We start from the raw sequence: 25,533 nt of genomic DNA, 5'->3' as shown, positions 1-25,533 counted from the left end.
GTGATGCCGATGCTTCTCGCGCGAACTTCAAGTTGTGGCCGATGCCGGCCCCAAGATGTCCTCGGGCCTTGGCATAATCTCGGGCAAACACCCCACCTGCCACACACATGAACGCAGTCGAAATCGAGGCCGCCGTCTCCGACCTGGCCGAAGCACCGTTTGACCCTGAGGACTTTCCTTACGCCTTCCTTGCGGCCTTCGGGAACAAAGATACGACGATCGCTCGCCTCCGCAAGGGCGACACGAACAAATCGGATGTCCCTGGCGGCGTCCTGCAGCGCAACAACATCCATCTCGCCACCTGCTCGCCCGGTCAGGTCAATGCCACGTTGAACGCGCTACGCGCGAGCCTGGAGACCGCGAAAGGCAAGGTCAAGTTCATCTTGGCGACGGACGGCGACACGCTCGAAGCCGAGGAAATGGCAAGCGGCGAAACGATTGCCTGCGAGTACGCAAAGTTTGCCGGCCACTTCGGCTTCTTCCTGCCGCTCGCCGGCATCTCGACGATCAAGGAAATCAAGGACAGCGCGGTTGATGTCCGGGCAACCGGCCGGCTGAACAAGCTCTATTTGGAACTGCTGCGCGAGAACCCTGATTGGGCGACGGACGAGCGCCGACAGGATATGAATCACTTCATGGCCCGCCTGATCTTCTGTTTCTTCGCCGAAGACACCGGGATCTTCGACGGTAGAGGTCTATTCACAAAGACCGTCGATCGCATGAGCGATGCGGCATCGGGCAATACCCACGATGTGATCAGCACGATTTTCCACGCGATGAACGTCCCGACCAAGGATGGCAGCGCCCGTGCGAAAGCGAAAATCCCGGGGTGGGCTGATGTGTTCCCGTATGTGAACGGTGGCTTGTTCGGCGGCAGCAACGAGGTACCGCGCTTCACCCGCATGGCAAGGCAGTATTTGCTTCATGCTGGAAATCTCGACTGGCACGAAATCAATCCCGATATCTTCGGCTCGATGATCCAGGCGGTCGCCGACGACGAAGAGCGTGGCGCGCTCGGCATGCACTACACGAGCGTGCCGAACATCCTGAAGGTGCTCAATCCGCTGTTCCTCGACGATCTTCGTGCCCAACTGGAAGCCGCCGGAGACAATAAGGCCAAGTTGCTGAACCTGCGAAAGCGCATGGCTCGGATCCGCGTGTTCGATCCGGCGTGTGGTTCGGGCAACTTCCTGGTCATCGCGTACAAGCAGATGCGCGAAATCGAAGCCGAAGTCAATCGGCGTCGCGAAGAGCTTGATCTACGGTCCGTTATCCCACTAACCAACTTCCGTGGAATCGAGCTTCGTAGCTTTCCGGCCGAGATTGCGCGTCTCGCGCTCATCATCGCTGAGTATCAGTGCGATGTTCTCTATCGCGGTCAAATGCAGGCCGTTCAGGACTTTCTTCCTCTTGAAGCAGAGAACTGGATTACGTGCCATAACGCGCTTGAACTCGACTGGTTAGGTATTTTCCCGCCAAAGAAAACGGGCGTGAAAGTGCGGACAAGTGACTTGTTTGGCACCTCACAGGATCAGGCTGAGATCGATTTCGAGAGCGAAGGGGGGGAAACATACATCTGCGGAAACCCTCCGTTTTCGGGCAGTGTCCAGCAAACGAAAGAACAGAAGCAAGACATGTTGAGGGTGTTTGCGCGCGTCCAACCAAAATATAAAGATCTGGATTATGCCGCCGCCTTCATTTATAAGGCTGCATGCCACAACAAGATTGCCGGCTCAAAAAGTGCCTTCGTATCTACCAACTCAGTTACGCAAGGTGAGCAAGTAGCGATGCTCTGGCCGCTTATCTTCGGCCAAGACAATCACATATCTTTCGCACATAGATCATTCAAGTGGTCCAATCTTGCCACCAACAAGGCTGTCGTCACCTGCGTCATTATTGGGCTCAGCACCGCACCTGCCGAGCAGCGACGCATTTTTGACGGTGATACCGAGAGAAAGGTTTCTAAAATTTCTCCATATCTCATCGAAGGTGATGAAATCATCGTTTCCAAGGTATCGAAGCCTATATCGGACCTGCCTTTGATGTCAAAAGGAAACATGCCGACGGACGGCGGGAATCTCCTTATCAGTACGTTTGACGAAAAGGAGCGTCTACTCGCCAGAAATCGCGGGGCTGAGAGGTATGTCCGTGAATACGTTGGATCGAGGGAGTTTATACAGGGGTATAGCCGTTGGTGCCTCTGGATTACCGATGACGAGATCAAACACGCAAGTAGTTTCGAGGATCTACAGGAAAGGTTTAATAAAGTTCGAGAGGCAAGGGTAAACGGTGGTGGCGTGCAAGCTAAAGCTTATATCGACGTCCCGCACCAGTTCGTTTACGCCCCTCACCGCGATGCGTGGAACATCATTGTCCCTCGGCACTTTTCGGAGTCTAGAGAGTACATTACAGCCGGTTTGGTTGACGGTGAGCGGGTGATTATCGCTGATTCGGCGGCAGCGATTTATGGGTCGTCGATTTGGGATTTGGCGATCTTGTCGTCAAAACTGCACCTCGCTTGGGTTGCTACTGTTGGTGGACGAATCAAGACGGACTATCGCTACTCGAACACGTTGTGCTGGAATACCTTCCCGGTGCCGCTACTCACCGAGCAGAACAAAGCAGAGTTGACCCGATGTGCCGAAGACATCCTGCTCGCACGTGAGTCCCATTTTCCGGCGACGCTTGCTGATCTGTACGATCCCAACGCCATGCCTGAGGATCTACGTCGTGCCCACGAGCGAAACGACGAAGTGCTCGAACGCATCTACATCGGGCGCCGGTTTCGCAACGACACCGAGCGACTGGAAAAACTGTTCGATTTGTATACGAAGATGACGGGAGAGGCAGGCAAGACGATCGCCAAGCCGAGAACGAAAGGAAGATCAAAGTGACCGACGTTGCATTCCAAATGTGGGAACCCTTCCGTCAGTCGCTCTTGGCGAAACACGGCTTTTACGTTGAGCAGGCAAGAACGCGTCTCCTTTCACAGTTTGACCGAATGGAAGAAGAGGCTGACGCAGCGGCAGAAGCATACCTGGAAAGAATTGGTATGCACTTTGACCCCGACTGTCATGATGTAGGAGATTTTTACGAGTCAGCCCATGAAAAGGGCATAGAGTTTTACCAGATGCTGAATGAAATGCGCACAGCCACGCGACTAAGTGTTATTGCAGACATGTTCCATCAATGGGATAAACAACTCCGTGACTGGATCGTCAGCGAGATGCGCCATTGGCATCATGGAGAACACGTAAAGAAGGCGATCTGGCAGCAAGATTTTCCTCGGATCATGGATCTCTTGGCCTCGTTTGGGTGGAATCCTCGGTCCTTAGAAACGTTTAGTAACTTGAACGCCATGCGTTTGGTAGTCAACGTCTTCAAGCATGGCGATGGTAAATCTTTGGAAGACCTCAAGTCACTGCATCCAGAATATTTGGCCCCCGAGACTCGTCGCCAGATCGACTGGCCACTTGATTTTTTTGGCTACGCGGATTTGCAGGTTACAGATGACCAAATAAAACGGTTCGTCGACGCGATTTCCAATTTTTGGATATCGGTTCCCGCGATCATCCCGTTGGCAGATGAAGTAAACGTGCCAGACTGGTTTGAAAAGGCTTACGGAAAGGACCATAAATTAAAATGAACGACAAGTCTGCCAAGACCTCCTATTCCATACCGACCGTCTCGATCAAGACGAATCGGACCGGAGCGTCCAGCAAGTCGAACGCATTGGGCATGCGTCCCATGCAGGAACGCGCTTATGCCAAACGGGGCGAGCAATACCTGCTGATCAAGTCGCCGCCGGCCTCCGGCAAGTCGCGTGCGTTGATGTTCATCGCGCTCGACAAACTGGCAAACCAGGGCATCAAGCAGGCGCTGATTGTGGTGCCAGAGCGCTCGATCGGCGGTAGTTTTGCCGACGAACCGCTGTCCAAGTATGGCTTCTTCGCCGATTGGGTGGTGAAGCCGCAGTGGAACTTGTGCAACGCGCCGGGCGCGGACGACGTGAAGGTGGCACCGTCCAAGGTCAAGGCCGTTGGCGAGTTCCTTGCCAGCGACGACAGGGTGCTGGTTTGCACGCACGCCACGTTCCGCTTCGCTTACCAGGAACTTGGGCCGGCCGCTTTCGACGACCGGTTGATCGCGGTGGACGAGTTCCACCACGTCAGCAGCGACCAGGACAACATCCTGGGTCGTCAGTTGACCGAGTTGATTCAGCGGGACAAGGTGCACATGGTCGCGATGACCGGCTCTTATTTCCGCGGTGATGCCGAAGCCGTGCTGGCGCCAGACGACGAAGCGCGCTTCGAAACGGTGACGTACACCTACTACGAACAGTTAAACGGGTACGAGTATCTGAAGTCGCTTGAAATCGGCTATTACTTCTACACCGGCAAGTACCTCGATTCGGTCATACGAGTGCTTGATCCGTCGTTGAAGACAATCGTTCACATCCCTAACGTGAACTCCCGGGAAAACGTCAAGGAGAAGCACAAGGAGGTCGAGGAGATCATGGACAGCCTCGGCACCTGGAAGGGCACCGATCCCCAAACCGGTTTTCAACTTGTCGAGTTGTCCGAGGGTCGCGTGGTCAAGGTGGCCGATCTTGTGGACGACGGTGAGCGCCGTTCCGCTGTTCTGTCCGCATTGAAGGACCCCAAGCAGAAGAACAACCGCGATCACGTTGACATCATCATCGCACTAGGCATGGCGAAGGAAGGGTTCGACTGGATTTGGTGCGAGCACGCGTTGACCATCGGCTACCGCAACAGCTTGACCGAAATCGTTCAGATCATCGGTCGTGCCACCCGCGACGCTCCGGGCAAGGAAAGCGCGCGCTTTACGAATCTGATCGCTGAACCGGACGCGTCCGAGGACATGGTGGCCGACGCGATCAACGACACCCTGAAGGCGATCGCCGCGAGCCTGCTCATGGAGCAAGTCTTAGCACCGCGCTTCGAGTTCACGCCCAAGAATGCCGGCGAGCAACCTGGCTTCGATTACGGCCCCGACGGCTACAAGGAAGGCCAACTGAACATCGGTGTGAACCATGACGACGGGCGCGTACACGTCGAGGTCAAGGGATTGGTTGAGCCGAAGTCCGAGGAAGCGGCGCGTATCTGCCGCGAGGACATCAACGAAGTGCTCGCCTCCTTCGTGCAGAACAACAAAACGCTCGAACGCGGCTTGTTCGACCACGACAACACGATCCCCGAGGAACTGACGATCCTCCAAATGGGAAAGATCGTGCGCGAGAAATACCCGCACCTCGAGGAGGACGACCAGGAGGCCGTGCGACAGTATGCGGTCGCGGCGCTCGCCTTCACGCAACAGGCCAAGCAAGTCGAAATGCCAGGTACCGACGGCGCAACTGGCGGCACCGACGACGATACGCCGAAACCGAACCTGGTCCTCCTCCAGGGCGTGAAGCAGTTTGCGATGAGCGTCAAGGAACTGGACATCGACCTGATCGACCGGATCAACCCGTTCGATACCGCCTACGCGATTCTTGCGAAGGCCATGGATGAGAAGACCCTGAAACAGGTGCAAGCCGTGATCGCGGCGCGCAAGGTCAACATCCCGATCGAAGAAGCGCGCGAACTGGCGAAACGTGCGCTGGCGTTCAAGCATGATCGAGGTCGCCTGCCGGACATCAACGCTGCAGATCCCTGGGAGAAACGCATGGCCGAAGGCATCGCCGTCCTCGCCCGCTTCAAGGCCGCCGAGAAGAGGAAGGAAGGCAATGGCAACGCGTAAAAAAAGCCAAGTGCTGGACGACGTGTCCGACGACGACCTGCTTGAGCAGTTGGGTATCTCGGTCGATGTCGAGGTAACGGGAGGTCGCACGGCCCAGGAAGAGCGCATCATTGCGGGCTTCGAGGAAATCCAGCGCTTCGTCGAGCAGCACGGTTACGCGCCTCGTCACGGCGAGGGTTTCGACATCTTCGAGCGCCTTTACGCTGTTCGCCTGGACCAACTGCGCCGCAACACGGCCGCGCTGGCGTTGCTGGCTCCCTTGGACACCCAAGGTCTGCTTACGCAGTCGGCGACCGAGGCTCCGGTCGATCTGGATCAACTGGGCGACGACGACCTGCTCGCCGAACTCGGGGTTGAAGCCAAAGGTGACGACGACATCACGGTGCTTCGGCACGTCCGATCCGCTGCGGAAAAGGCAGCGGCCGAGCAAATCGCCGACCGCACGCCTTGCGTCGACTTCGACAAGTTCAAGCATCTGTTCGACGAAGCCAAGACCGGACTGAAGGATGGCACTTGGGAAGCGTTGCCGTTTGCTCACGATGCTGAAATCAAGCTGGAAAGCATCCAGCAAGGCGACTTCTACATCCTGAACGGGCAGATTGCCTACATCGCCGGCATGGGCGAGGAAATCAAAACGTCCGTCACCGACCGGCCAGATGCGCGGCTTCGTGTCATTTACGACAACGAAACCGAAAGCGATCTGTTGCAGCGTTCGTTCCAGAAGGCGCTCTACCGCGACGACACACCGCGTCGTCTGCGCAAGAAAGACGTGGGATCACTCTTCAGCGACGAATGGCAAGACGACGACATTCAGAGCGGCACCATCTACGTGCTGCGCTCCCTGTCCAACGATCCACGCATCGCCCCGTACCGGCAGGTCATTCACAAGATTGGCGTGACGGGCGGTAAGGTCGAGACTAGGATCGCCGATGCCGAGAACGATGCGACGTACCTGCTCGCCAAGGTGGAAGTCGTGACCACCTACAAGCTCGCGGGCGTCAATCGGACCAAGGTGGAGAACCTGATTCATAAGATTTTCGCGAGCGCCCAGCTCGACCTGGAAATCCTCGACCGCTTCGGCAAGCCAGTCAGACCTTGCGAGTGGTTCCTGGTTCCGCTACCGATTATCGATGAAGCGGTGCAAAGCATCCTGAACGGCACGATCCTGAACAAGGTCTATGACCGAGAGACCGGCAAGCTGGTCAGCAGGTGATCGCTCTTACTGTCGCGGTGTCCGGGCGATACACGGCGTGAGGCGCTGAGTCCGACTGTCGGGAAGGGGAGGCAGCACGGGATCGTGCAAACCAATCCGCAACGGCCAGGGCTATGCGGTACCTTCCGCGTCGGTTTCAGTTTCCGCCTCTTCCTCGGCATCGGCATCCGCGTCGTTCACCTCGAACACACCTTCGAGGTAGGTCGCGTAGCGCTCTTGGAGGTATTTCAACGACGACGGCTTGTCAACCTGCACTTGCAGGCTGTCCTGGAAGAACTTCAATCGCGCGCGATTCTCGTCTAGGACCTGCGCCCATGTCTTCGCATAGATGTTGACGTTCGGCTTCGAGTGCAGCAAGCCCGCCTCGCCAACCAACTCCTCGACATAGGGCGTCAGTTCATCGCTGATGATCCAGAAGTTCCACGTCACCCCGACCTTCGAAAAACGCGGGTCCTTGATAACGCTGAACGCGTAGCCTTGGATCTGCGTGACTTCCTCTGGACCGATCTTCACCTTCGGTGCTTTGAGTTCGACCACGAGATGCGTCAACTGGTTGGCAACGTGGCGCTTCGTCGCCCGCGACAACATGAGATCCACGATGCCTCGTGTCTGATAGATGTGTTTGACCGGCTCGTCGATCACAACATCGGTGCCCAGTTCGCGCTTGTGCTCGATCAGGGCCGTCGTCAGGGACTGGTCATTGACCGATAGACTGAACTCCTCGCCGAAAAGCCAGCAGTTTTGCGCGATGATCTGATGCAACTGCGACCGCTCCTTCAACCGTTTCTTCGGCTCGGGATCGAAAAGCACGGCTTCGAGGCCGGTCAGGAACTTCAACCGGTCGGACACCACCTTCGCGGCGCTGATGATCGACGACAGCGACGTGTCCCGCAGTAGTTGTGCCAGCTCCTCGCGCTGCCTCTTGGGCAAAAGCAATACCTCGTCCAGGATCACCTGCAAGTCCTCGGGGCTGCTCTCGATCGCCTGGCGCAACATGCGGAGTTGAAACTTGCGATTCTTCGGTTGGCTGGTACTGAAATCCGGCAGGTGGCGCGCTACGTTGACCGCCACAATGTCGAAAACTTGGCGCTCGGCCTTCTCCACTGGAGTCGCAGGCTCGCCGCTGAAGGGGTAGACCGCCTGATCTTTCCATTCCTCAACTACGGTGCGCGCCTCCTCGGCCGCACGTGCCCGGAAATGGTCCTTAATCGTCTGCTGAGCTTCGCTGATAGCCGTGATGACGCCAGGCTGCATTTCTGCGAGATCGACCGTGCCTTCCTTCTGTGCCTGGTCAAGGTAAGGCGACGCGATGTAACCGGAGAACTGGAACTGCCCGAGGATATGAAACCGACGATCGACCTGCAACAACGGAAAACGCTGCTGGTTGCAAAGGTACAGCGCGCGGTTCCCGGCCGCTTTCCACTCCACCACCTCCAAACGCACGCTGTGGTGCTTGTTATCGATCACCATGTCGGTGAGGTTGAAAAACTTGCGCCCGGCAATGGCCGCGCTTGGGTCGATCGGTGTACCGTCGAGCACGATCTTCGCATCTTCGTAATCGGCCAGGTACAGAGCGAACACCTCAGTTAGTTCCTGTCGCCCGTCCTCGGTCGTGAACGTTCGGAAATCCTTAATGGGCTCGGCAATCGTGAGCGTTATGCCGGTGCTCTCCGGGCCTTTCACTTCGGTCTCGTCGCTTATGTTGACGTGACGGATGTCGATCGCTGACATGCGGATGGTGTACGTCCAGAGCTTGTCGTCCCGCTTGTAGACGACAGCCCACTCCGCCACACGGCCCAGCGCGAACGCCTTGAAGCGCCCTCGGCCTTCCTGCCCATGTAGAAATCGACCCAAGGCCGTCTGCGATTTGGACTTCTTCCAGGACCCGCCGAGCGACGTGAAACAGGCTTCCGCTTCGGAACGCGGAAGGCCCTCGCCATCGTCCTTCACAACGATCGCATCGAGCGATTCAAGGTCGTTGTACTCGAACGACACTTCAACCGTTTTTGCGTCGGCGTCGAAAGCGTTCCAGATCAGCTCAGACAGCGCCGGGACGGGCTTTGCACGCGTGATCTTTTCAAGGAAATCCGGCTGGACTTCAACCGCGTACTGTTTCGCCGCCATGCCCCTTCTCCCGTCCTATTGTGTAGTCATCGCATCCTTCTAACACGGCATTCTAACGCCGGCCACGATACACCTCGCAGCGTGTGATTAAACGGGGCGCCGTCGTGGATAGGTTAGTACAGGCCACGGAGGGATACAGGAGCGCTCATGTTGGGCGCAACGTTCGCTTACGGCTGAGCCGGAAGATCGCGTCGGTAGCGGCCAGTGTCCGAGCAGTATCTGTGGACAGTTACACGGTCGATGCCGAATGCCCGCGCGAGCGCGCTGCGGTTCTCGCCCGCCTCGAACCGTTGCCTTAACTCGGCCTGTTGCTCAGCCGTAAGCTTTGGCTTGCGCCCCTGATACTTTTCGCCCTCCATTCGCGCGCGGGCGATACCCTCCCGCTGACGCGCCTTCCTGATACCGTTCTCGAATTCGGCGAACGCCGCGAACATGGTCAACGCCAGCTTACCCGCTGGCGTGCCGGTATCGAACTGTTGCTGCAGGATCACCAGCCGCACGCCACGCGCATCAAGTACATTGATGGTCGATAGCACGTCAACGGTGCTACGGCCGAGCCGGTCGAGCGCGTAGACAACGAGGGTGTCGCCGTCTCGCAGATACTTGGCGCATTCGGCCCAACCCGGACGGCTGTCGGCCGTTGTGGTGCCGCTCGTCGCCTCATCGCGGAATTCTTTCTCGATCCTCCAGCCAGCGGCAATGATGGCCTGCCGCTGATTCTCGACCGTCTGCCCAGCAGTCGACACACGCAGATACGAAATGACGCTCATGGCTGCCCGCCCTCCGGTGCAACGTAGTCGGCGGTATATCGGCGACAATCAATCCCCAGCCCGTACGCATGTGAAAGCAGCTCGCACAGTTCAATCTGCAATCGACCCAGTGCCACGGCATGCACGATACGAGGATGTCCGTCGTTGATCTGCTGAGTCGAGTGCGCGTGCAGTATCCCGACGGAGGCCAGCCCGTCATGGACAATCTGGATCGCCATTCCTGCCGCCTCCGCCAGTTTGACCAACACATCGGAATCGGCTTCGGCGTAGTCGGGTTCACCGTACGGCCCGACTGGCAGTAGCGTTAGCCCCTCGATGAGATCGCGGAGCGGGCGGCAAATCCTCTGTTCGGGCCGGGCCATGGCAGGTGAAACGGGAAATCGGCCAGCGGTCATGAATTCTCCTTGAAATGCAAAAAGCCAGGGCGCGATGTCCTGGCTTCGGTTTCGTTGATCGGTGTTTGGCGGAGCGGCGCGTTGTGCGTCGGCGGTTACATCAGGCGGGAAGCTTCTCGTAGCCGATACGCTTCAATGCGGATAGGCTGTGGCGTCGCGTGTGGGTTTGTAGCGGGATCTAATCTGTGGCGATCGCGCCTTCCAGCTTCTGGCCGATCCAGTTGTTGATGTCTTTTAGCGTGTCGCCTTCGATGCCGAGAAAGCCGTGCGGAGAGTGACCGCCGCAGTCAGATTGCCTATCGCCGCCTCCGTCGTTCGATTCCTCGGTGATGAACGCAACGTTGTTGCGCGAGGCTAGGCGCTTGCCGCCAGCATAGCTGGCGACGGGGCAGACGTCATTCTTGTTGGAGACGATCAGCACCTTGCCGCGGTCGTGCTCCGGCACGTCGAGGTCGGAGATGCCGGGATGCTTGATGGCAACCGACTCGGGCGAGGTCAGCACGTACCCGTCAGCCAGCTCTGGTGCGTGCTCCAGCACGTTGCCAACCGTGACGGTCCCGCGACTCGTACTGACCAGAGCGATTTTCGAGTTGGGAAAACGCTGGCGCACCTGTGCGATGATCGCCCGCTGATCGACGAGCGTATCCTTGCTGCGCCGCCAGTAGTCGTTCATGCCATCCCGTTGCATGTCGGACGGCGCGTCAGTTAGAACCGCAGCGTAACCGTGCTGAACCCAGAAGTGGGCGGTCCGTACGATAAAGTTTCCGTGCTGACTCGTCGCGCCATTCTGATCGAGCCGGGTGGTTCCGTCGCCACCGCTGTACAGGATGACGACCAGTGGCGGATTCGGCGACGGCGATTCGATGAAGAGGCTTTGCGTCACACCATCCCGCGTCGGGAATGTCACGAGGTCGCCATGATCGAGCGGGGCCGCGTGCCCATAGGAGGCAATGAGGAAGGCTGTCACTGCGCAGCAAAGGCGTTTCATGTGACTCTCCATGGGCTAATTTATTGTTCCATGTGTTTGCGCCAGTCGACCGTGTTATCGGCCGCCCCCACGCCGACCGTATGGTGAGTTTCCATATGCGGCCATTGCCTGGTGATGCGGTATTTGCGCTGGGAACAAAGTGGCTTGCGTCGTCGGGCCTGACGGCACAGGCCGGACGCCCCGCGCTTCGGCCGAATCAACCGCCGTCACGGTGGCAAGGTTGCGAAGCGAAGCAGCGTGCAACCGCTGGGCGCTGACATTGCCCGGCTCGACTGCCAGTATCGCTGCGGTTGTGGCTGCGGCATTCTCGTATTGGCCGGCGTCAAACTGCTGCTCTGCTTGTGCCAGCTGCGCCTCCAGCTTCGAGGATGAATCCTGCCCGACCTGCGCGTCCTGGTCATTGCCATTCGTCGGACCGCCCGCGTCTGCGGTCGGCGCAGCTACCGGCGTCTGACCCGGCGATTGCTGGGACGCTACGGCATCGCTTGCCGGGCTGTCTGCCGGAGCTGCCACAACGGCGGATTGGGCTGCACTCCCTGCCGCACTGTCCGGGCTTGCGGCGGTTGTCGCCGGCGACGAACCAGCACCGGTGTCGCGAGCGGAGTCCCGGCTTGATACCGATTGGCTTGCCGCCTTGAGATAGGGCGAAACCTGCTGCCAAGCAAACGCGCCGATCATGGTCACGCCAATCAGAACCGGCGTCACGGCAGCGAGGATCACCGGTGACCATACCGCCAGACTCGCCTCTTTCACTACGCGCTTATCCCCTGCGAGGTAGCGGCGATACCTCCGTTGCGAGGCAAGCACGTCGCCGCGTTTCGGGTTCAGATAATCGTCCTCAAGCTTCCTTAACCCCGCGCCATAGTACAGCCGGGCCACGATGCCGCGCCTTTTCAGCTTCTCCATGGTGTACGGCAAGTCTTCCCCCGGGAAATCGTGCGATTCCCTGTCCATTTTCATAGTGGTTCCCCGTTAATGCGCCGACGGCATGGTCGCGACTGGCCCGCACGGATCGCGTCGGCACAACCATCAATGTGCTCACTCCAGTTGCCGCGATTGTCACTTATATCGCGGGTAACTATAGAGCGTGTCATCAAACAGGTCAAACCCATACGCTAGGGCATCTTTCGATATGAAACCCCGATGGATTACGACCCGCGTGTGCTATTTGGAAAGCGTCTGATTGAGCTTCGCAAGGAACTCAACTGGTCGCAGGAGCACCTTTCGCTCGAAAGCGGCCTCGCCCGCTCCTACTTGGGCGAGGTTGAACGCGGCAAGCGCAACATCGCGCTCATCAACATCTGTGAGTTGGCCGATACGCTCGGCGTCGCGCCCTCGGCACTGCTCGACTTCGGCGCGCCGCCGCCGAAGTCGCCCAGAAAAAAGAAAGGTCGCATCGACCGGGAAGATTGACCCGGGCGGGGCATCATGCTCCGCGCATTGGGCGAACCTCAAGAAACCATTGGATCGTCGGCAAACAGGTACGCACATGCTCCTGTGGCGGCACCCAGTAAGCCGGGTCGATCACGTACTCAACCGTGCTGCCTGGGTCGTGACCGGCGCGGGCGCGGTGGAAGAGCACATGCCGGCCGAGATTAATGTGATCGTCGTAGTCCACGAGGGCAATAGCCAGATCGGGGATATCGGCGACCGACGCGGGCTCCTCGTACATGCCCGTTTCATATCCGTAGTGTTCGAGAAGATTCGCGATAAACTCGCCGGTGATCCGGTATGGGCCATGCGCCGGATGATGAAACCGCGCGATAGCCACGCCGCGCACCGCCTCGAGAGTGGTATTTGCGATCATGGCAACCACGGCAAACGCGCAGTCGAAGTCGCCGATCTGCTGCACGCGCCGGAACGCGGGTTCGAAGCCGGTTTTGGTCACGCGGACGGTAGTTGGGGTGCTCGGCATCGTCAATACTCCGAGGGCAGCAGTAAGGTGGTTACGCTACGGTCGGCCTCGGTGATGATCCAGCAGCGTTCGCCGCCAACGCTGAAGCTCGACAAGATGCGCGAGCCGTGGCGCACAGCCAGCCAGTTCGATTTCGCGTCTTCGGGTGGTACGTCGCCCCAGTCGCCCGTCATATGCCGACGGAGAAACTGGTCGGCGGCGATGCCGTGACGGTCGAGCAGATCGAGCGCGCCGGGTGTCGCGACGATCTGGCCCAAGGCAAACAGCGGTGTGGTCGACTGGTTGCGTGGAACCGCGTTCGGGTAAATACAGGTCATGGAAACTCCGTTCGGGTGACAACCGTCGCGGGTCGTAAACGCACAAAAGCCAGTGCTGCAAACACTGGCTCTTGATGCTTTGGCGACGGATAGCTTTGGGTCTGACGCGCGGGATTACTTGCCCGCGCCGTTCTTGCCGTTCGTCGCATGGAGGCCAATCACCCAATGACCGGCTATGTTCTTGAAGTTGGTGCGGACGCGGTCGGCCGGCTTACACCACGGCGCAGGATCGAGGGCGTACTCAATGATGGTGCCCGAAGCGTGGCTCGCCTTCGCTCTGTGAAACAGGATGTGCCGCCCGACCTCCATGTCCTCGTTGTAGTCGACCAAGATCAGCGCGACGTCGGGGATATCCGATACACGGGAAACCTCCTTGTACACGGTCGCCACGAGCCCTAGTTGTGCCATGAGTAGCGCAATACGCGTTTCCCCAAGGTAATACGGTCCCCGAGCAGGATGTTTCGTCTTGGCGATGGCGAGATCCCTCACCTCCTCGATCGTCTTGCCCGAGAGCATTGCGGCACACGCGAAGACGTCATCAAAATCGTTAGTCTGCGCCACAAACGGAAACGCAGGCGTGAAAGTCGTCGGCGTGCTCTCGACTCCAGTCGGAAGGACAGGCATGGATTCAACTCCTCAGAGGGCAAAAAAAAGCGCGCAGCAACGCCTGCCAAGCGGCATCGGACATTTCGGGCAGATCAGAGGGAGAAAGTGAGGCGAAAATCCGGCAAAAATTCTTGCGGATTCGCTCAGGCATGCGCTGCGGCGCGAGCGGCGAGCCGAAAACCGGTGTGTGAGCGGTTTTTCGGCCGTATCGTCATTTTATCAGGGCCAAATCAGGCCCTCAACGGCCATTTAACTTTGGTCAGGCACGCGAAAACGTCCGCGAAACGCCGCGCTTCCCGAGAAAAGATAGACTCAAATATGCTGCAACGACGTTCTTGTACGACGACGGGCGCCCTGGCACACTGGCGGCACAACGGCGCTGTAAATTCAAGAAACTCGGCGATAAAGAGCTGAAGCTCTGCTGACGTAACCCGTTGAATTTGTTGTCGTCAGCAATTCTCTACTGTCCCGGCAAATCCTGAGGGAGCATTTACAATGCCGGGATGAACCCGAAAGCTCACGAACCCGCTAGTTTACCCGCTCCCGGCCCTGACGCGCTCGCGCAGTCCGAAACCCTTGCCGCGCAACTGCGCGACGAGATCGCGGCTGCCGGCGGCTGGCTGCCGTTCGACCGCTTCATGGAGCGCGCGCTGTATGCGCCCGGCCTCGGCTACTACAGCGGCGGCGCGCGCAAGTTCGGGCGTCGCGCCGACGACGGCAGCGACTTCGTCACCGCGCCCGAGCTGTCGCCGCTGTTCGCGCAGACGCTCGCGCAACCGGTCGCGCAAGCGCTCGCGGCGAGCGGCACGCGTCGCGTGATGGAATTCGGCGCTGGCACGGGCAAGCTCGCGGCCGGGCTGCTCGCGGCGCTCGACGCGCTCGGCGCCGGGCTCGACGAATACCTGATCGTCGACCTGTCCGGCGAGCTGCGCGAACGGCAGCGCGACACGATCACGGCCGCCGCACCGGCGCTTGCCGCGAAGGTGCGCTGGCTCGACGCGCTGCCCGAGCGGTTCGACGGCGTCGTCGTCGGCAACGAGGTGCTCGATGCGATGCCCGTGCGGCTGTTCGCGAAGGCGGGCGGCGCGTGGCACGAGCGCGGCGTCGCGCTCGACGCGCGACAGGCGTTCGTGTTCGAGGATCGGCCCGCCGCGCCTAACAGCCAGCCGCCGGTGCTCGCGCGGCTCACCGCCGATGTCGCCGACGGCTACGTGACCGAGACGCACGAGGCCGCGCTGGCGTTCACGCGCACCGTCTGCGCGATGCTCGGGCGCGGCGCGGTGCTGCTGGTCGACTACGGCTTTCCCGCGCACGAGTACTACCATCCGCAGCGCGACCGCGGCACGCTGATGTGCCACTATCGCCATCACGCGCACGACGATCCGTTCCTGTACCCGGGGCTGCAGGACATCACCGCGCACGTCGAATTCACCGGCATCTACGACGCGGCCATTGCCGCCGGCGCCGACCTGCTCGGCTACACGTCGCAGGCGCGCTTCCTGCTGAACGCAGGCATTACCGACGCGCTGGCCGCGATCGATCCGTCGGACATCCACGCGTTCCTGCCGGCCGCGAACGCGGTGCAGAAGCTGATCTCGGAAGCCGAGATGGGCGAGCTGTTCAAGGTGATCGCGTTCTCGCGCGGCATCGACGGCACGCTCGACGCGTTCGCGCGCGGCGACCGCTCGCACGCACTCTGACGGGAGCCGACATGCTGCGCTGGCTGATGACGTCGTTCGTCGCGGTGATGATCCTGACGCGCTGCTGGCCGTGGCTCGGCAAGCTCGGCATCGGGCGGATGCCGGGCGACGTCACGCTGACGCTCGGCGGGCGGCGCTACCCGTTCCCGTTCATGTCGACGCTGGTGCTGACGATGCTGGTATCGATGGTGGCGCGGCTCCTCTGAGCCGCGCCTGAACGGCGGCGCGTTACAGCTCGATCTCGCCGAGGATCCGGTGCGCGAGCGCCTTCGCCTCGTCGAACGCTTCTTCCTCGCTGGGGCTCGTCGAGTGGACGTCGTAGCGCGTGTTCTCGGTGTCGTCTCCGTCGTCCCGCGAGAGGATCACGTAACCCTGGAACTGACCGTTGGCCGAATGCTGGGTATGCGCCTTGGCCGTGTAGATGCCCTTCGTGAACGTGTTCGTGTCCATCGTGCCTCTCCCGCAAAAGGACACCTCATCGTAGCACTGCGGCGCAGCATGTACAGCGCGGCTTATCGGTGACCGAACGGCGGCCGGCGCGCGCCCGGCCGCGTTCGATCGACCCTCGGTCAGCCTTCGATCAGCGCGACGACCTCGTCGAGCGTCGGCGCGTGCGCGCCCGTATGCCGGCACGCCGCGGCGCCCGCCGCCAGCGCGAACGCGAGATGCTCGCGCCACGATCGCTGCGGCGCGGCCATCAGGCTGAACAGCATGCCGCCGATCGACGCGTCGCCCGCGCCAACCGTGTCGGCCACTTCGACGCGCGGCGGGCTGGCTTCATGCACGTCGCCGTCCGCGTAGAGCGTCGCCGCCTGCGCGCCGCGCGTGACGAGCACCGCCGCGTGCGGGTTCAGCGCGCGCACCGCGCCAATCGCGTCGGGGCCGTCGCCGCCGAACAGGTGCCGCAGGTCCTCGTCGGACACCTTGATCAGGTCGGCGAGCGCGGCCATCTTTTCCAGCGTCGGCCGGTATGCGGCCGTCATCAGGTTCCGGACGTTCGGGTCGAAGCTGATCTTCACGCCACGCGCGTGCAGGTCGGCCGCGAGCGCAGCCAGCGTGCCGGCGAGCGGTTCGCGCACGAGGCTGATGCAGCCGAAATGCGCCCATTTCACATGGTCGGTCCAGCCGGCCGGCAGTTGCGCCGGATCGAACGCGAGGTCGGCGCTCGCTTCGCCGATGAAGAAGTACGCGGGCGGGCGGGTCTCGTGGACGATCGCGAGCAGCGGCGGCCGCGCGACGCGCTGCAGGAAGCGCAGGTCGAGCCCGGCCGCTTCGCTCGTGCGCCACAGCACGTCGGAGAAGCAGTCTTCGCCAATCGAGCCCGCGAGCGCGCTCGGCACGCCGAGCCGCGCGACCGCGCGCGCGACGTTCCAGCCGGCGCCACCCGGCACCGAGGTCCATTGCGCGTCGCCCGCACGCACCATGTCGGTCAGGATGTCGCCCGCCGACACGAAAGCCGGAAACGTGCCGCCGCTCATTGCGTCGGCTCGCTGCGCTGCGCGCGCGCAAGGGTCGCGAGCACGTCGTAGCATGCGCCCATCGTGTGGTAGTCGGTCTTGCCGGCCGGGCTCTTCTCGTCGCCGTACTTGCGGTTGTCGCAGGTGAGGATGCGGTACCACGCGCCGTAGCGGTGATCGACGAAATGCGCCCAGCTATAGCGCCAGATCTCGTCGTACCAGTCCCAGAAGCGCTCGCTGCCGGTGCGCGCGCCGAGCATCGCGGCCGCCGCGAAGGTTTCCGCCTGCACCCAGAAATACTTGTTGTGGTCGCAGATCGTGAAGTCGGGGCCGAAGCCGTAGCACAGGCCGCCGTGATCGGCGTCCCACGCGTGCGCGAGCGCCGCGTCGAACAGTTCGGTCGCGCGCGGCACGAGCCAGTCGAGCGGGCGGTGCCGCTCGAGGATCAGCAGCAGCTTCGCCCATTCGGTCTGGTGCCCGGGCTGGAAGCCCCACGGACGGAAGATGTTCGAGCTGTCTTCCTTGTTGTAGTCCCAGTCGACCGACCAGTCCGCATGGTAGTGCTCCCACACGAGGCCGCCCGACAGCGCGGCCTGGCGCTGCGTGACGTGGCTCGCGATTTTCTCTGCGCGATCGAGGTACGTGAGGTGGCCGGTCGCCTCGTAGGCCGCGAGCAGTGCCTCCGTCATGTGCATGTTCGCGTTCTGGCCGCGGTACGACGACACGACCCAGTTCGGCGTCGCGTCGTCCGCATAGAGGCCCGCGGCCGCATCCCAGAAGCGGTGCTCGGCGAGCTCGTAAGTCGCCGCGATCAGCGCTCGCGCCTCGTCGATGCCGGCCATCGTCGCGTGCGCGGCCGCGAGCAGCACGAACGCGAGCCCGTAGCAGTGGCGCGTGCCGTCGAGCGTCGCGCGCTTCGCGCCGTCGCGCCAGTCGAGTTCCCAGTCGTAGCCCTGCAGTTCGTCGTCCCAGTGCGCGTCGCGCAGGAAGCGCAGCCCGTGGCGCGCATATTCCAGGTGGCGCGGATCGCCGAAATGCCGGTACGCCATCGCGTAGTTGAAGACGAATCGGCAACTGCTGACGAGGTGGCGCGACGTGCGGTTGTAGAGGCTGCCGTCGTCGCGGAAGTAGTGATGGAAGCCACCCGTCGGGTCGAACGCATTCGTTGCGTAGAAGCGCAGCGTGTCCTCGATGTGCGACAGCAGGAACGACGGATCGCGGAAACTCGCGACGAACGGCGCGGCTTGCGTGTGGGCGGCCGGCGCGGCCGTGCAGGGTTGGACCGGGGGCATGTTCATGATGATTCGGTGACCGTGGCGGTATCGAGTGCCGGGGAGCCGGCGGGCTGACTGCTGGCCCGCACGATCAGCTCGACGGGCAGGGAAATCTCGGTGCGCTCGGGTGCTTCCGCGAGCAGCAGCTCGACGCCGCGGCGGCCGAGCGCTTCCTTGTCGACCGCGAGCGTCGTGAGCGGCGGGCTTGCGTGTGCGGCAGCCGGGATGTTGTCGAAGCCGACGATCGCGATGTCGTCGGGAATGCGCAGCCCGCGCGCGGTGCAGACGCGCTGCGCGGCGAGCGCGGCTGCGTCGTTGTACGCGAAGACGGCTTCCGGGCGCGGGCCCGGCGCGTCGAGCAGCTGCTCCATCGCACGCGCGGCGCCGGTGTCGGGATCGAGCCCTGCATCGATCGTTACTTCGTACGCGGGATCGAACAGCCGCCCGGCCTCGAAGAACGCGCGCCGGTAGCCGATCGCGCGCTGCGCGATGCTGTAGTGCGCGGGCGAGCCGCCGATGAACGCGATCCGCGTGCGGCCGGTGGCGAGCAGGTGGCGCATCGCGAGCGCCGCGCCCGTCGCGTTGTCGATGTTCACCGAGCGCAACCCGGGCGCCCACAGGTCGATCAGCACGAGCGGCCGGCCGGTCGCGGCGAGCGCCTCGATCGTTTCCGGCTCGATGAAGCCGGCCACCGCGATCGCGTCGGGCGCGTGCGGGCGCATCTGGCGCAGCACGTCGTCGTTCGGCCCGACCGTGAGCAGCGTCGGCACGATGCCGCGCTCCCGGCACGCGTCCTCGACGCCGTGCAGCACGTGCGAGAAGAACGGGCTGGCCGGAAAGCGGTTGTGCTGGCGGTGCAGCAGGAAGGTGAGCCGGCGGATGCGCGGCCGCAACTGCGCGGGATCGTAGCCGAGCCGCTGCGCGATCTCGACGATGCGCGCACGCGTCGCTTCGGACAGGCCCGGCTGGTTTTTCAGCGCGCGGGAGACGGTGCCGATCGAAACCTCTGCCGCCCGCGCCACATCGCGAATGGTCGTACCCATCGTTCGGGGTCCGGTTTGTTTAGGGTGAAAGCGATTGTATAGTAAAACGTGTCGCGGAATTCGGGTCGGATAACCGGGGAATACCCGTGAAATCCCGGTTTTTAAGCGCTAATCTGCGAAAACGCCGTTACTAAAAATACTAAACAAAACGCGAAAAAGGCAAGGTGGACGTGCGGGCGCCTGGCGAGCAGGAAATGGGGGCAAACGGACTGGCTTCACGCGTCAGCGCGAACCGTGCCCGACTGCCTCCGCCGACCACCGGGAGGTCGGTGTGCAACTAACGGTCCGGCTGCCTGTCGGGCGCTTGCGCGCCGCCGCCGCACCGGGCGTCGCCATGTCTGCAAGCGCCAGCCGCCGGCCGCCCGCCGCTCAGCGTATCGCCACGGCCGGCGGTTCGCCGCGATGGCGCAGCGCGGCGCGCCCCGCGTCGAGGTCGACGACCGCGAGCCCGTCCGGCTGCTGTTTCGCGCGCCGCTTCGCGAGCGCTGCGACCGACGCGATCTCGTCGCTGCCGTAGCGCTTCGCGCCGTGCGCGCCGGCCGGCACGCCGACCGCGCCGATCGCCATCGTCACGAAGCCGAAGAACGCCGGGTTGCCGTGGCGGTCCTCGCCACGCAGCCCGCCTGCCTGCCGGTCGGCCTGCGTGTAGAACAGCTGCGCGCCGTCGTTGAAGCGGGCGATCGCGTCCGCGGCGCGCTCGCGCCAGTCGGCGCGCTGGAACAGCACGAGGAAATCGTCGCCGCCGACGTGCCCGAGAAAGTCGCGCTGCGGGTCGCACACGCCGGCCAGCACCGTCGCCGCGAACTTCAGCACCTCGTCGCCCTGCCAGTAGCCGTACTGGTCGTTGAACGGCTTGAACAGGTTCAGGTCGACGTAGCACGCATGAAAGCCCGCGTCGCGCTGGAGCAGGCGGTCGATGTGCGCGCTGATCGGGATGTTGCCGGGCAGGAACGTCAGCGGATTCGCGTAGCGCGCGGCCTCGATGCGCATCTCGGTCACCGTGCGAACGAGGCTCTCGCCGGTGCCGAGCCCGACGTAGCGGCCGTGTTCGGTGATCACGAAGCCGTCCGCGAGATAGCGCTGGTCGTGGCTCGCGAGCAGCGTCGCGAGCTGCTCGAGCGTCGTCGCGTTGTCGATCATCAGCGGCGCATCGTTCGCGAACTGGAGGCACGGCTTCTTCCCGAACACCTCGCGGTGGTACGGCAGCGCGAAGCGGTCGATGAAGCCGCGGCGATTCACGAGCGCGACGGGCCGCCCGCGTTCGACGAGCGCGACCGCATGCAGGTCGGGCATGCGGTTGAACAGGTCGAGCACGTCGTTGCTGGTCGCGTCGCGCGGCAGCGCCGGCGCCGGCACCAGCATCTTTCCGGCGATCGTGCCGGCCGGCCGCACCGAGCGCGTCGCGCCGGGAAACACCGCGATGTGCGGCGCGCGGATCGCATCGCGCGCGGCCGGCGCGACGACCCGCGACGGCTGCGCGTTCGGCCGGCCGAGCAGGAAGCCCTGCACGCAGCAGATGCCCATGTCGCGCACGACGATCAGGTCGCATTCGTTCTCGATGCCTTCCGCGATCAGTTGCGCGCCGCTCGCCCGCGCGAAGTGCTGCATCGCCTTCACGGCCTCGAACTTCAGCGGGTCGCGGGCGATGTCGTGGATGAAGAAGCGGTCGATCTTCACGACGTCCGGCTGCAGGCGCAGCCACAGATTCATGCTCGCGTTCGCGGTGCCGTAGTCGTCGAGCGCGAACTGGACGCCGGCGTCGCGCAGCGACGCGACCGCTGGCCCGATCTGGGCAATGTCCGTCGTCGCGTTCTGTTCGGTCAGCTCGATCACGATGCGCTCGGCGCCGATCCGCGCGCGGTCGAGGTGCTGGCGTACGCGCTCGCGTTCGCTGGCGAGCTTCAGGATCGTCCCGGCGCTGAAATTGAGGAACAGCTTGCCGTCGCAGCCGAGCGCCGCGAACGCGTCGAGGCAGGTGAGCGCGGCCGCCTGTTCGAGCGCGATGGTTTCGCCTTCGCGCGCGGCCTGCGCGAACAGCGCGACGGGCGGCTCGAGATCGGTGCCCCTTGGGCCGCGGATCAGGCCCTCGTATCCGACGACCGTTCCCGACCCGAGATCGACGATCGGCTGGAACACGGCGGCGAGCGCGCGATCCGCGATCAGGCGCGTGATGCTGGCGGCAGCGGAGTCGGAGTGGGGCGCGGGCATGGGCGAGGACAGCCGAATCGACGGGACGCCCGATTTAACGGCACCGCTCGCGGATAATTGAATGAAGATTTCGTGACGCGATGGGCGCTGCCGGTGCATCGCGCTTGGGGCGCATCGGTGTGCGTTGGGGAGGGCGGTGTGGCGGGGAGGCGGGAAGGCGGGACGCGGAACCCGGAACCCGGAACCCGGAACCCGGAACGCGAGAACGCGAGAACGCGAGAACGCGAGAACGCGAGAACGCGAGAACGCGAGAACGCGAGAACGCGAGAACGCGAGAACGTCGGGACGGCCCCCCTCGATGACCGTCCCGCCGCGCGGATCGTCAGCGCTTGCCCGCGCTCAGCGCGCCCGGCGCCGATGTCGCGTCGCCCTCGTCGTGCTCGCCGCTCATGTCGCGCGCGCCCCAACGCTGCGCGAGTGCCGCGCAGGCCATCAGCTGAATCTGGTGGAACAGCATCAACGGCAGCACGATCGCGCCGACCGCGTTTGCCGAGAAGATCACCTTCGCCATCGGCACGCCGGCCGCGAGGCTCTTCTTCGATCCGCAGAAGATGATCGTGATCTGGTCGGCGCGGTTGAAGCCGAGCCGTTTGCTGACGAACGCGGTCAGCAGCAGCGCGATCGCGAGCAGCACGAGATTGACGACGAGCAGGCCGCCGAGCGCGCGCGGCGGGATCTGGTGCCACAGGCCTTCGTTGACGGCCTCGCTGAAGGCGACGTAGACGACGAGCAGGATCGAACCCTGGTCGACGAAGCGCAGTACGCCGCGGTTGCGGTCGATCCAGCCGCCGATCACCGGCCGCAGCAACTGGCCGGCGATGAACGGCACGAGCAACTGCATCACGATGCTGCCGACGGTGCTCCACGGCGACGCGGCGGCTGCCGACTGCGACGTGATCATCAGCCCGACGAGCGCCGGCGTGACGAAGATTCCGAGCAGGCTCGACGCGGATGCCGCGCACACGGCGGCAGGCACGTTGCCCTTCGCGATCGACGTGAACGCGATCGACGACTGGACCGTCGACGGCAGCGTGCACAGGAACAGCACGCCCGCATACAACGTCGGCGTGACGAGCGGTTGCAGCACGGGTTTCAGCGCGAGACCGAGCAGCGGGAACAGCGCGAACGTGCTGAGCAGCACGACTGCGTGCAGCCGCCAGTGGGTCGCGCCCGCGACGACGGCTTCGCGCGACAGCTTCGCGCCGTGCAGGAAGAACAGCAGGCCGACGGCGATGTTGGTCGCCCAGTTGAACGCGTGGGCGGCCGGGCCGCGGCACGGCAGGAGGCTCGCGAGCACGACGGTGCCGACGAGCGCGAGCGTGAAGTTGTCGGGAAGAAAACGGGGACGGGCCATCGGGAACTCGATTCGGAAACGACGGAGGCGCGCGTCGCGCGCGCGGATGGCGCCATTGTCCCGGTTGGCGATTCACTACACAAATTCATTGTGGGAATCGATTGATGAGCCAGTCTCATGTAATAGTGCTCACCGCACCGGCCCGGCCATGCGCAAAACGGCAGAAGAATGTTCTGTCCCGGTCCCTTGCAGAAGTGAAAAAACCTAGCAGTAACATGGTGTTACACCGATGCCGGCGACATAACACTTTTTGGCTCGACACGCTTTCGGCCCGCTCATAAATTACTGCTGAAAGCCTTGCGTCGGCCAAAAAGCGGCCGGCAACGGGCATGGACAGGCACTGAACGATGACGGAACGGGTGAAACGGAAGATCGGACGATGGGTGGCAGGCGTGCTCGGCGCGCTGCTGATGCCGCTCGCGCTCGCGCAACCGCCCCACGGTGGTCATGCGTTCGGTGGCCACGGCTTCGGCGGCGGCGACATGCGCGCGTACGGTCAGCCGGCTGGCGGGGGGGCGGTCTGGCGCCGCGCTGCGCCGCCCGCCGGTGCACGCGTCGGCGGCGTGAACGGCTACGGCTCCCGCTGGGGGCTGCGGCCGACGCCATCGTATGGCCATTACGCCGCGCAAAGCCCGTATCGCCCGATCAGCACCGACGTGCGCCAGATGCCGCGCCCGCCGGGCGGCGGCAACGTGCCGCTGCGCGCCGGGTCGATCCGCGCCGATGTCGCGCGCTATAACGAGGAGCGCGGCGGACGTCCGATGCCGCCGCCCCGCTCGCAGGAAGAGCCTGCGCACTCGCCGTTTTTCTCCCCGTTCTACCGAAACTGAGCGCCTGCACGCTCGTCCCTCCGCCGGCTGATGCGAATTCGCCACAGTCGCGCACAGATTTCCGCTGATTTTCCCGTCGCATTGCGCTATCTTTCGCGCCCGGTTCGCGTGCGCCACGCTGCCGTCCCGCCGTGTGATCGCGTTCACGCCGGGCTGCCCGGCCATGCATCCATTCCGCGAAGTTAATGCCGCCGCTATACCCGCAATAAGTGTGCGCAATTTTGACCGGACGAATGATCCGTAAAGATGGCTGCGCCCCATACGACGCAAGCACTCGGCTCCCAAAAACAACGCTGGCGCCACTTATCGACTATTCGACAAAACCTGGAGATCCCATGAAAGCACTCGCTCGCCGTGCGTCGCGCACGTCCGTCAAGCTGATCGCCGCGGCCGCCTGCGTGGCGGCTGCCGCTCCCGTCCATGCACAGTCGAGCGTGTCGCTCTACGGTCAGGTCGACGAATGGGTCGGCGCAACCAAGTTCCCGGGCGGCGACCGCGCGTGGAACGTGAGCGGCGGCGGGATGTCGACGTCGTACTGGGGCTTGCACGGCGCCGAGGATCTCGGCAACGGCTACAAGGCGATCTTTACGCTGGAAAGCTTCTTCCGCGCGCAGAACGGCCAGTTCGGCCGCTTCCAGGGTGACACGTTCTTCGCACGCAACGCCTACGTCGGCATCGATTCGCCGTACGGCACGGTGACGGCCGGCCGCCTGACGACGCACCTGTTCCTGTCGACGATCCTGTTCAACCCGTTCTACGACTCGTACACCTTCTCGCCGATGGTGTACCACGTGTTCCTCGGCCTCGGCACGTTCCCGACCTACCCGAGCGATCAGGGTGCCGTCGGCGATTCGGGCTGGAACAACGCGCTGTCGTACACGTCGCCATCGTTCGGTGGCCTGAATTTCGGCGCGATGTACGCGCTCGGCAACCAGGCCGGCGACAACGGCTCGAAGAAGTGGAGCGCGCAGTTCAACTATGCGAACGGCCCGTTCGCGGCGACCGCGGTCTACCAGTACGTGAACTTCAACAACGGCCCGCGTGACCTGAGCGCGCTGGTGGCCGGCATGAAGAGCCAGGGCATCGCGCAAGTCGGCGCGACCTACGACCTGAAGTACGTGAAGCTGTTCGGCCAGTACATGTATACGAAGAACGACCAGGTCGCGGGCAGCTGGCACGTGAATACCGCGCAGGGCGGCGTGTCGGTGCCGCTCGGCGTCGGCAGCGCGATGGCGTCGTACGCGTACTCGCGCGATGCGGGCGGCCTCGATCAGACGCGCCAGACCTGGGCCGTCGGCTACGACTATCCGCTCTCCAAGCGCACGGACGTCTACGCTGCGTACATGAACGACCACATCAGCGGCCTGTCGACCGGCAACACGTTCGGCGCCGGCATCCGCGCGAAGTTCTGACGCGCACGCGCGACCGGTGCGCCGGCCGCGCGCCAAAAGCGCGGCCGGACTGCATGTTTTCCCGCCAAAACGGCGCCGCGACCCCGCGGCGCCGTTTTGCCTTTCTTGACCTTTCTGTTTCCCCGCCTTTGTTACCCTATCTCGTAATTGGACCATTCCCCCGTCAT

Annotated in this window: 23 protein-coding genes; 9 read left to right on the top strand and 14 right to left on the bottom strand. The window is 62.8% G+C overall.

What is annotated here, in order from left to right:
- Positions 1-107 precede the first annotated feature (107 nt).
- The 4 genes from LGN17_RS21380 to LGN17_RS21365 are packed head-to-tail and all read left to right on the top strand — an operon-like array spanning position 108 to position 6,973.
- Positions 108-2,894 (top strand): class I SAM-dependent DNA methyltransferase, encoded by a 2,787-nt coding sequence (locus LGN17_RS21380; RefSeq protein WP_226198555.1) that lies wholly within the window; start codon positions 108-110, stop codon positions 2,892-2,894.
- Entirely contained in the window at positions 2,891-3,646 is a 756-nt protein-coding gene (locus LGN17_RS21375) for a hypothetical protein (protein WP_226198554.1), read from the top strand. Before LGN17_RS21380 ends, LGN17_RS21375 begins: the two co-directional genes overlap by 4 nt.
- The gene (locus LGN17_RS21370) at positions 3,643-5,760 is read left to right on the top strand and encodes a DEAD/DEAH box helicase (RefSeq protein ID WP_226198553.1); all 2,118 of its coding nucleotides are present in this window, start codon (positions 3,643-3,645) and stop codon (positions 5,758-5,760) included. Before LGN17_RS21375 ends, LGN17_RS21370 begins: the two co-directional genes overlap by 4 nt.
- Positions 5,747-6,973, top strand: coding sequence for a GIY-YIG nuclease family protein (locus tag LGN17_RS21365; protein ID WP_226198552.1), 1,227 nt, complete (start codon positions 5,747-5,749; stop codon positions 6,971-6,973). Before LGN17_RS21370 ends, LGN17_RS21365 begins: the two co-directional genes overlap by 14 nt.
- A gap of 111 nt (positions 6,974-7,084) precedes the next feature.
- Here LGN17_RS21365 and LGN17_RS21360 read toward each other — a convergent pair whose 3' ends face one another.
- The 5 genes from LGN17_RS21360 to LGN17_RS21340 all read right to left on the bottom strand — a co-directional run bounded on the left by LGN17_RS21360 (position 7,085) and on the right by LGN17_RS21340 (position 12,210).
- The gene (locus LGN17_RS21360) at positions 7,085-9,097 is read right to left on the bottom strand and encodes an ATP-binding protein (RefSeq protein WP_226198551.1); all 2,013 of its coding nucleotides are present in this window, start codon (positions 9,095-9,097) and stop codon (positions 7,085-7,087) included.
- Between the two features lie 167 nt (positions 9,098-9,264).
- Positions 9,265-9,867: a recombinase family protein gene (locus tag LGN17_RS21355; RefSeq protein ID WP_226198550.1), complete on the bottom strand. Its 603-nt coding sequence runs from the start codon at positions 9,865-9,867 to the stop codon at positions 9,265-9,267.
- Positions 9,864-10,262: a hypothetical protein gene (locus LGN17_RS21350; protein WP_226198549.1), complete on the bottom strand. Its 399-nt coding sequence runs from the start codon at positions 10,260-10,262 to the stop codon at positions 9,864-9,866. The genes LGN17_RS21355 and LGN17_RS21350 overlap by 4 nt, the downstream gene beginning before the upstream one ends.
- Positions 10,263-10,440: 178 nt before the next feature.
- Positions 10,441-11,250, bottom strand: coding sequence for an alpha/beta hydrolase family protein (locus tag LGN17_RS21345; RefSeq protein ID WP_226198548.1), 810 nt, complete (start codon positions 11,248-11,250; stop codon positions 10,441-10,443).
- Between the two features lie 54 nt (positions 11,251-11,304).
- Positions 11,305-12,210, bottom strand: coding sequence for a hypothetical protein (locus LGN17_RS21340; RefSeq protein WP_226198547.1), 906 nt, complete (start codon positions 12,208-12,210; stop codon positions 11,305-11,307).
- A gap of 183 nt (positions 12,211-12,393) precedes the next feature.
- Here LGN17_RS21340 and LGN17_RS21335 point away from each other — a divergent pair, with 183 nt between their 5' ends.
- Entirely contained in the window at positions 12,394-12,663 is a 270-nt protein-coding gene (locus tag LGN17_RS21335; RefSeq protein WP_226198546.1) for a helix-turn-helix domain-containing protein, read from the top strand.
- 13 nt (positions 12,664-12,676) lie between these two features.
- Here the strand turns inward: LGN17_RS21335 and LGN17_RS21330 are convergent, their stop codons facing one another.
- The 3 genes from LGN17_RS21330 to LGN17_RS21320 form a co-directional block, all read right to left on the bottom strand.
- Positions 12,677-13,165, bottom strand: a complete 489-nt coding sequence (locus LGN17_RS21330; RefSeq protein WP_226198545.1) for a hypothetical protein — start codon at positions 13,163-13,165, stop codon at positions 12,677-12,679.
- Between the two features lie 2 nt (positions 13,166-13,167).
- Positions 13,168-13,482, bottom strand: a complete 315-nt coding sequence (locus LGN17_RS21325) for a hypothetical protein (RefSeq protein ID WP_226198544.1) — start codon at positions 13,480-13,482, stop codon at positions 13,168-13,170.
- 114 nt (positions 13,483-13,596) lie between these two features.
- Positions 13,597-14,106 (bottom strand): hypothetical protein, encoded by a 510-nt coding sequence (locus tag LGN17_RS21320; protein WP_226198543.1) that lies wholly within the window; start codon positions 14,104-14,106, stop codon positions 13,597-13,599.
- Between the two features lie 485 nt (positions 14,107-14,591).
- On the opposite strand from LGN17_RS21320, the gene LGN17_RS21315 reads away from it, so the two are divergent.
- Together LGN17_RS21315 and LGN17_RS21310 are read left to right on the top strand one after the other, a co-directional pair.
- Entirely contained in the window at positions 14,592-15,788 is a 1,197-nt protein-coding gene (locus LGN17_RS21315) for a class I SAM-dependent methyltransferase (RefSeq protein ID WP_226198542.1), read from the top strand.
- Positions 15,789-15,799: 11 nt separating this feature from the next.
- Positions 15,800-15,994 carry a DUF2905 domain-containing protein gene (locus LGN17_RS21310; protein WP_031399528.1) on the top strand — a complete coding sequence of 65 codons (195 nt, stop codon included), beginning with the start codon at positions 15,800-15,802 and terminating at the stop codon, positions 15,992-15,994.
- 22 nt (positions 15,995-16,016) lie between these two features.
- Here the strand turns inward: LGN17_RS21310 and LGN17_RS21305 are convergent, their stop codons facing one another.
- The 6 genes from LGN17_RS21305 to LGN17_RS21280 form a co-directional block, all read right to left on the bottom strand.
- The gene (locus LGN17_RS21305) at positions 16,017-16,238 is read right to left on the bottom strand and encodes a hypothetical protein (protein ID WP_129513135.1); all 222 of its coding nucleotides are present in this window, start codon (positions 16,236-16,238) and stop codon (positions 16,017-16,019) included.
- A 119-nt stretch (positions 16,239-16,357) separates the two neighbouring features.
- Positions 16,358-17,266 carry a carbohydrate kinase family protein gene (locus LGN17_RS21300; protein ID WP_226198541.1) on the bottom strand — a complete coding sequence of 303 codons (909 nt, stop codon included), beginning with the start codon at positions 17,264-17,266 and terminating at the stop codon, positions 16,358-16,360.
- Positions 17,263-18,543 (bottom strand): AGE family epimerase/isomerase, encoded by a 1,281-nt coding sequence (locus tag LGN17_RS21295; protein ID WP_226198540.1) that lies wholly within the window; start codon positions 18,541-18,543, stop codon positions 17,263-17,265. Before LGN17_RS21295 ends, LGN17_RS21300 begins: the two co-directional genes overlap by 4 nt.
- Entirely contained in the window at positions 18,540-19,562 is a 1,023-nt protein-coding gene (locus LGN17_RS21290) for a LacI family DNA-binding transcriptional regulator (RefSeq protein WP_046544274.1), read from the bottom strand. The genes LGN17_RS21295 and LGN17_RS21290 overlap by 4 nt, the downstream gene beginning before the upstream one ends.
- A gap of 369 nt (positions 19,563-19,931) precedes the next feature.
- Positions 19,932-21,770: an EAL domain-containing protein gene (locus LGN17_RS21285; RefSeq protein WP_226198539.1), complete on the bottom strand. Its 1,839-nt coding sequence runs from the start codon at positions 21,768-21,770 to the stop codon at positions 19,932-19,934.
- A 322-nt stretch (positions 21,771-22,092) separates the two neighbouring features.
- On the bottom strand, positions 22,093-23,124 hold the full coding sequence (locus tag LGN17_RS21280; RefSeq protein ID WP_011353419.1) for a bile acid:sodium symporter family protein: 1,032 nt from the start codon (positions 23,122-23,124) through the stop codon (positions 22,093-22,095).
- Between the two features lie 347 nt (positions 23,125-23,471).
- Here LGN17_RS21280 and LGN17_RS21275 point away from each other — a divergent pair, with 347 nt between their 5' ends.
- The gene (locus LGN17_RS21275) at positions 23,472-23,954 is read left to right on the top strand and encodes a peptide-binding protein (RefSeq protein WP_226198538.1); all 483 of its coding nucleotides are present in this window, start codon (positions 23,472-23,474) and stop codon (positions 23,952-23,954) included.
- Between the two features lie 335 nt (positions 23,955-24,289).
- A complete protein-coding gene (locus LGN17_RS21270) occupies positions 24,290-25,366 on the top strand; it encodes a porin (RefSeq protein ID WP_175951355.1) in 1,077 nt (358 codons plus the stop codon).
- Positions 25,367-25,533 lie beyond the last annotated feature (167 nt).

The organism is Burkholderia sp. AU30280 (assembly GCF_020420125.1).
Classification (GTDB): Bacteria; Pseudomonadota; Gammaproteobacteria; order Burkholderiales; family Burkholderiaceae; genus Burkholderia.
Note: the sequence above shows the minus strand (reverse complement) of the source record. Positions and strands in the feature narration are given on the sequence as shown.

Bases quoted from the DNA above. Each gene is read 5' to 3' on its own strand.
- LGN17_RS21380 (WP_226198555.1), top strand. From the start codon at position 108: ATGAACGCAGTCGAAATCGAGGCCGCCGTCTCCGACCTGGCCGAAGCA.
- LGN17_RS21370 (WP_226198553.1), top strand. From the start codon at position 3,643: ATGAACGACAAGTCTGCCAAGACCTCCTATTCCATACCGACCGTCTCG.
- LGN17_RS21365 (WP_226198552.1), top strand. From the start codon at position 5,747: ATGGCAACGCGTAAAAAAAGCCAAGTGCTGGACGACGTGTCCGACGAC.
- LGN17_RS21360 (WP_226198551.1), bottom strand. From the start codon at position 9,097: ATGGCGGCGAAACAGTACGCGGTTGAAGTCCAGCCGGATTTCCTTGAA.
- LGN17_RS21355 (WP_226198550.1), bottom strand. From the start codon at position 9,867: ATGAGCGTCATTTCGTATCTGCGTGTGTCGACTGCTGGGCAGACGGTC.
- LGN17_RS21350 (WP_226198549.1), bottom strand. From the start codon at position 10,262: ATGACCGCTGGCCGATTTCCCGTTTCACCTGCCATGGCCCGGCCCGAA.
- LGN17_RS21345 (WP_226198548.1), bottom strand. From the start codon at position 11,250: ATGAAACGCCTTTGCTGCGCAGTGACAGCCTTCCTCATTGCCTCCTAT.
- LGN17_RS21340 (WP_226198547.1), bottom strand. From the start codon at position 12,210: ATGAAAATGGACAGGGAATCGCACGATTTCCCGGGGGAAGACTTGCCG.
- LGN17_RS21335 (WP_226198546.1), top strand. From the start codon at position 12,394: ATGGATTACGACCCGCGTGTGCTATTTGGAAAGCGTCTGATTGAGCTT.
- LGN17_RS21330 (WP_226198545.1), bottom strand. From the start codon at position 13,165: ATGCCGAGCACCCCAACTACCGTCCGCGTGACCAAAACCGGCTTCGAA.
- LGN17_RS21325 (WP_226198544.1), bottom strand. From the start codon at position 13,482: ATGACCTGTATTTACCCGAACGCGGTTCCACGCAACCAGTCGACCACA.
- LGN17_RS21320 (WP_226198543.1), bottom strand. From the start codon at position 14,106: ATGCCTGTCCTTCCGACTGGAGTCGAGAGCACGCCGACGACTTTCACG.
- LGN17_RS21315 (WP_226198542.1), top strand. From the start codon at position 14,592: ATGAACCCGAAAGCTCACGAACCCGCTAGTTTACCCGCTCCCGGCCCT.
- LGN17_RS21310 (WP_031399528.1), top strand. From the start codon at position 15,800: ATGCTGCGCTGGCTGATGACGTCGTTCGTCGCGGTGATGATCCTGACG.
- LGN17_RS21305 (WP_129513135.1), bottom strand. From the start codon at position 16,238: ATGGACACGAACACGTTCACGAAGGGCATCTACACGGCCAAGGCGCAT.
- LGN17_RS21300 (WP_226198541.1), bottom strand. From the start codon at position 17,266: ATGAGCGGCGGCACGTTTCCGGCTTTCGTGTCGGCGGGCGACATCCTG.
- LGN17_RS21295 (WP_226198540.1), bottom strand. From the start codon at position 18,543: ATGAACATGCCCCCGGTCCAACCCTGCACGGCCGCGCCGGCCGCCCAC.
- LGN17_RS21290 (WP_046544274.1), bottom strand. From the start codon at position 19,562: ATGGGTACGACCATTCGCGATGTGGCGCGGGCGGCAGAGGTTTCGATC.
- LGN17_RS21285 (WP_226198539.1), bottom strand. From the start codon at position 21,770: ATGCCCGCGCCCCACTCCGACTCCGCTGCCGCCAGCATCACGCGCCTG.
- LGN17_RS21280 (WP_011353419.1), bottom strand. From the start codon at position 23,124: ATGGCCCGTCCCCGTTTTCTTCCCGACAACTTCACGCTCGCGCTCGTC.
- LGN17_RS21275 (WP_226198538.1), top strand. From the start codon at position 23,472: ATGACGGAACGGGTGAAACGGAAGATCGGACGATGGGTGGCAGGCGTG.
- LGN17_RS21270 (WP_175951355.1), top strand. From the start codon at position 24,290: ATGAAAGCACTCGCTCGCCGTGCGTCGCGCACGTCCGTCAAGCTGATC.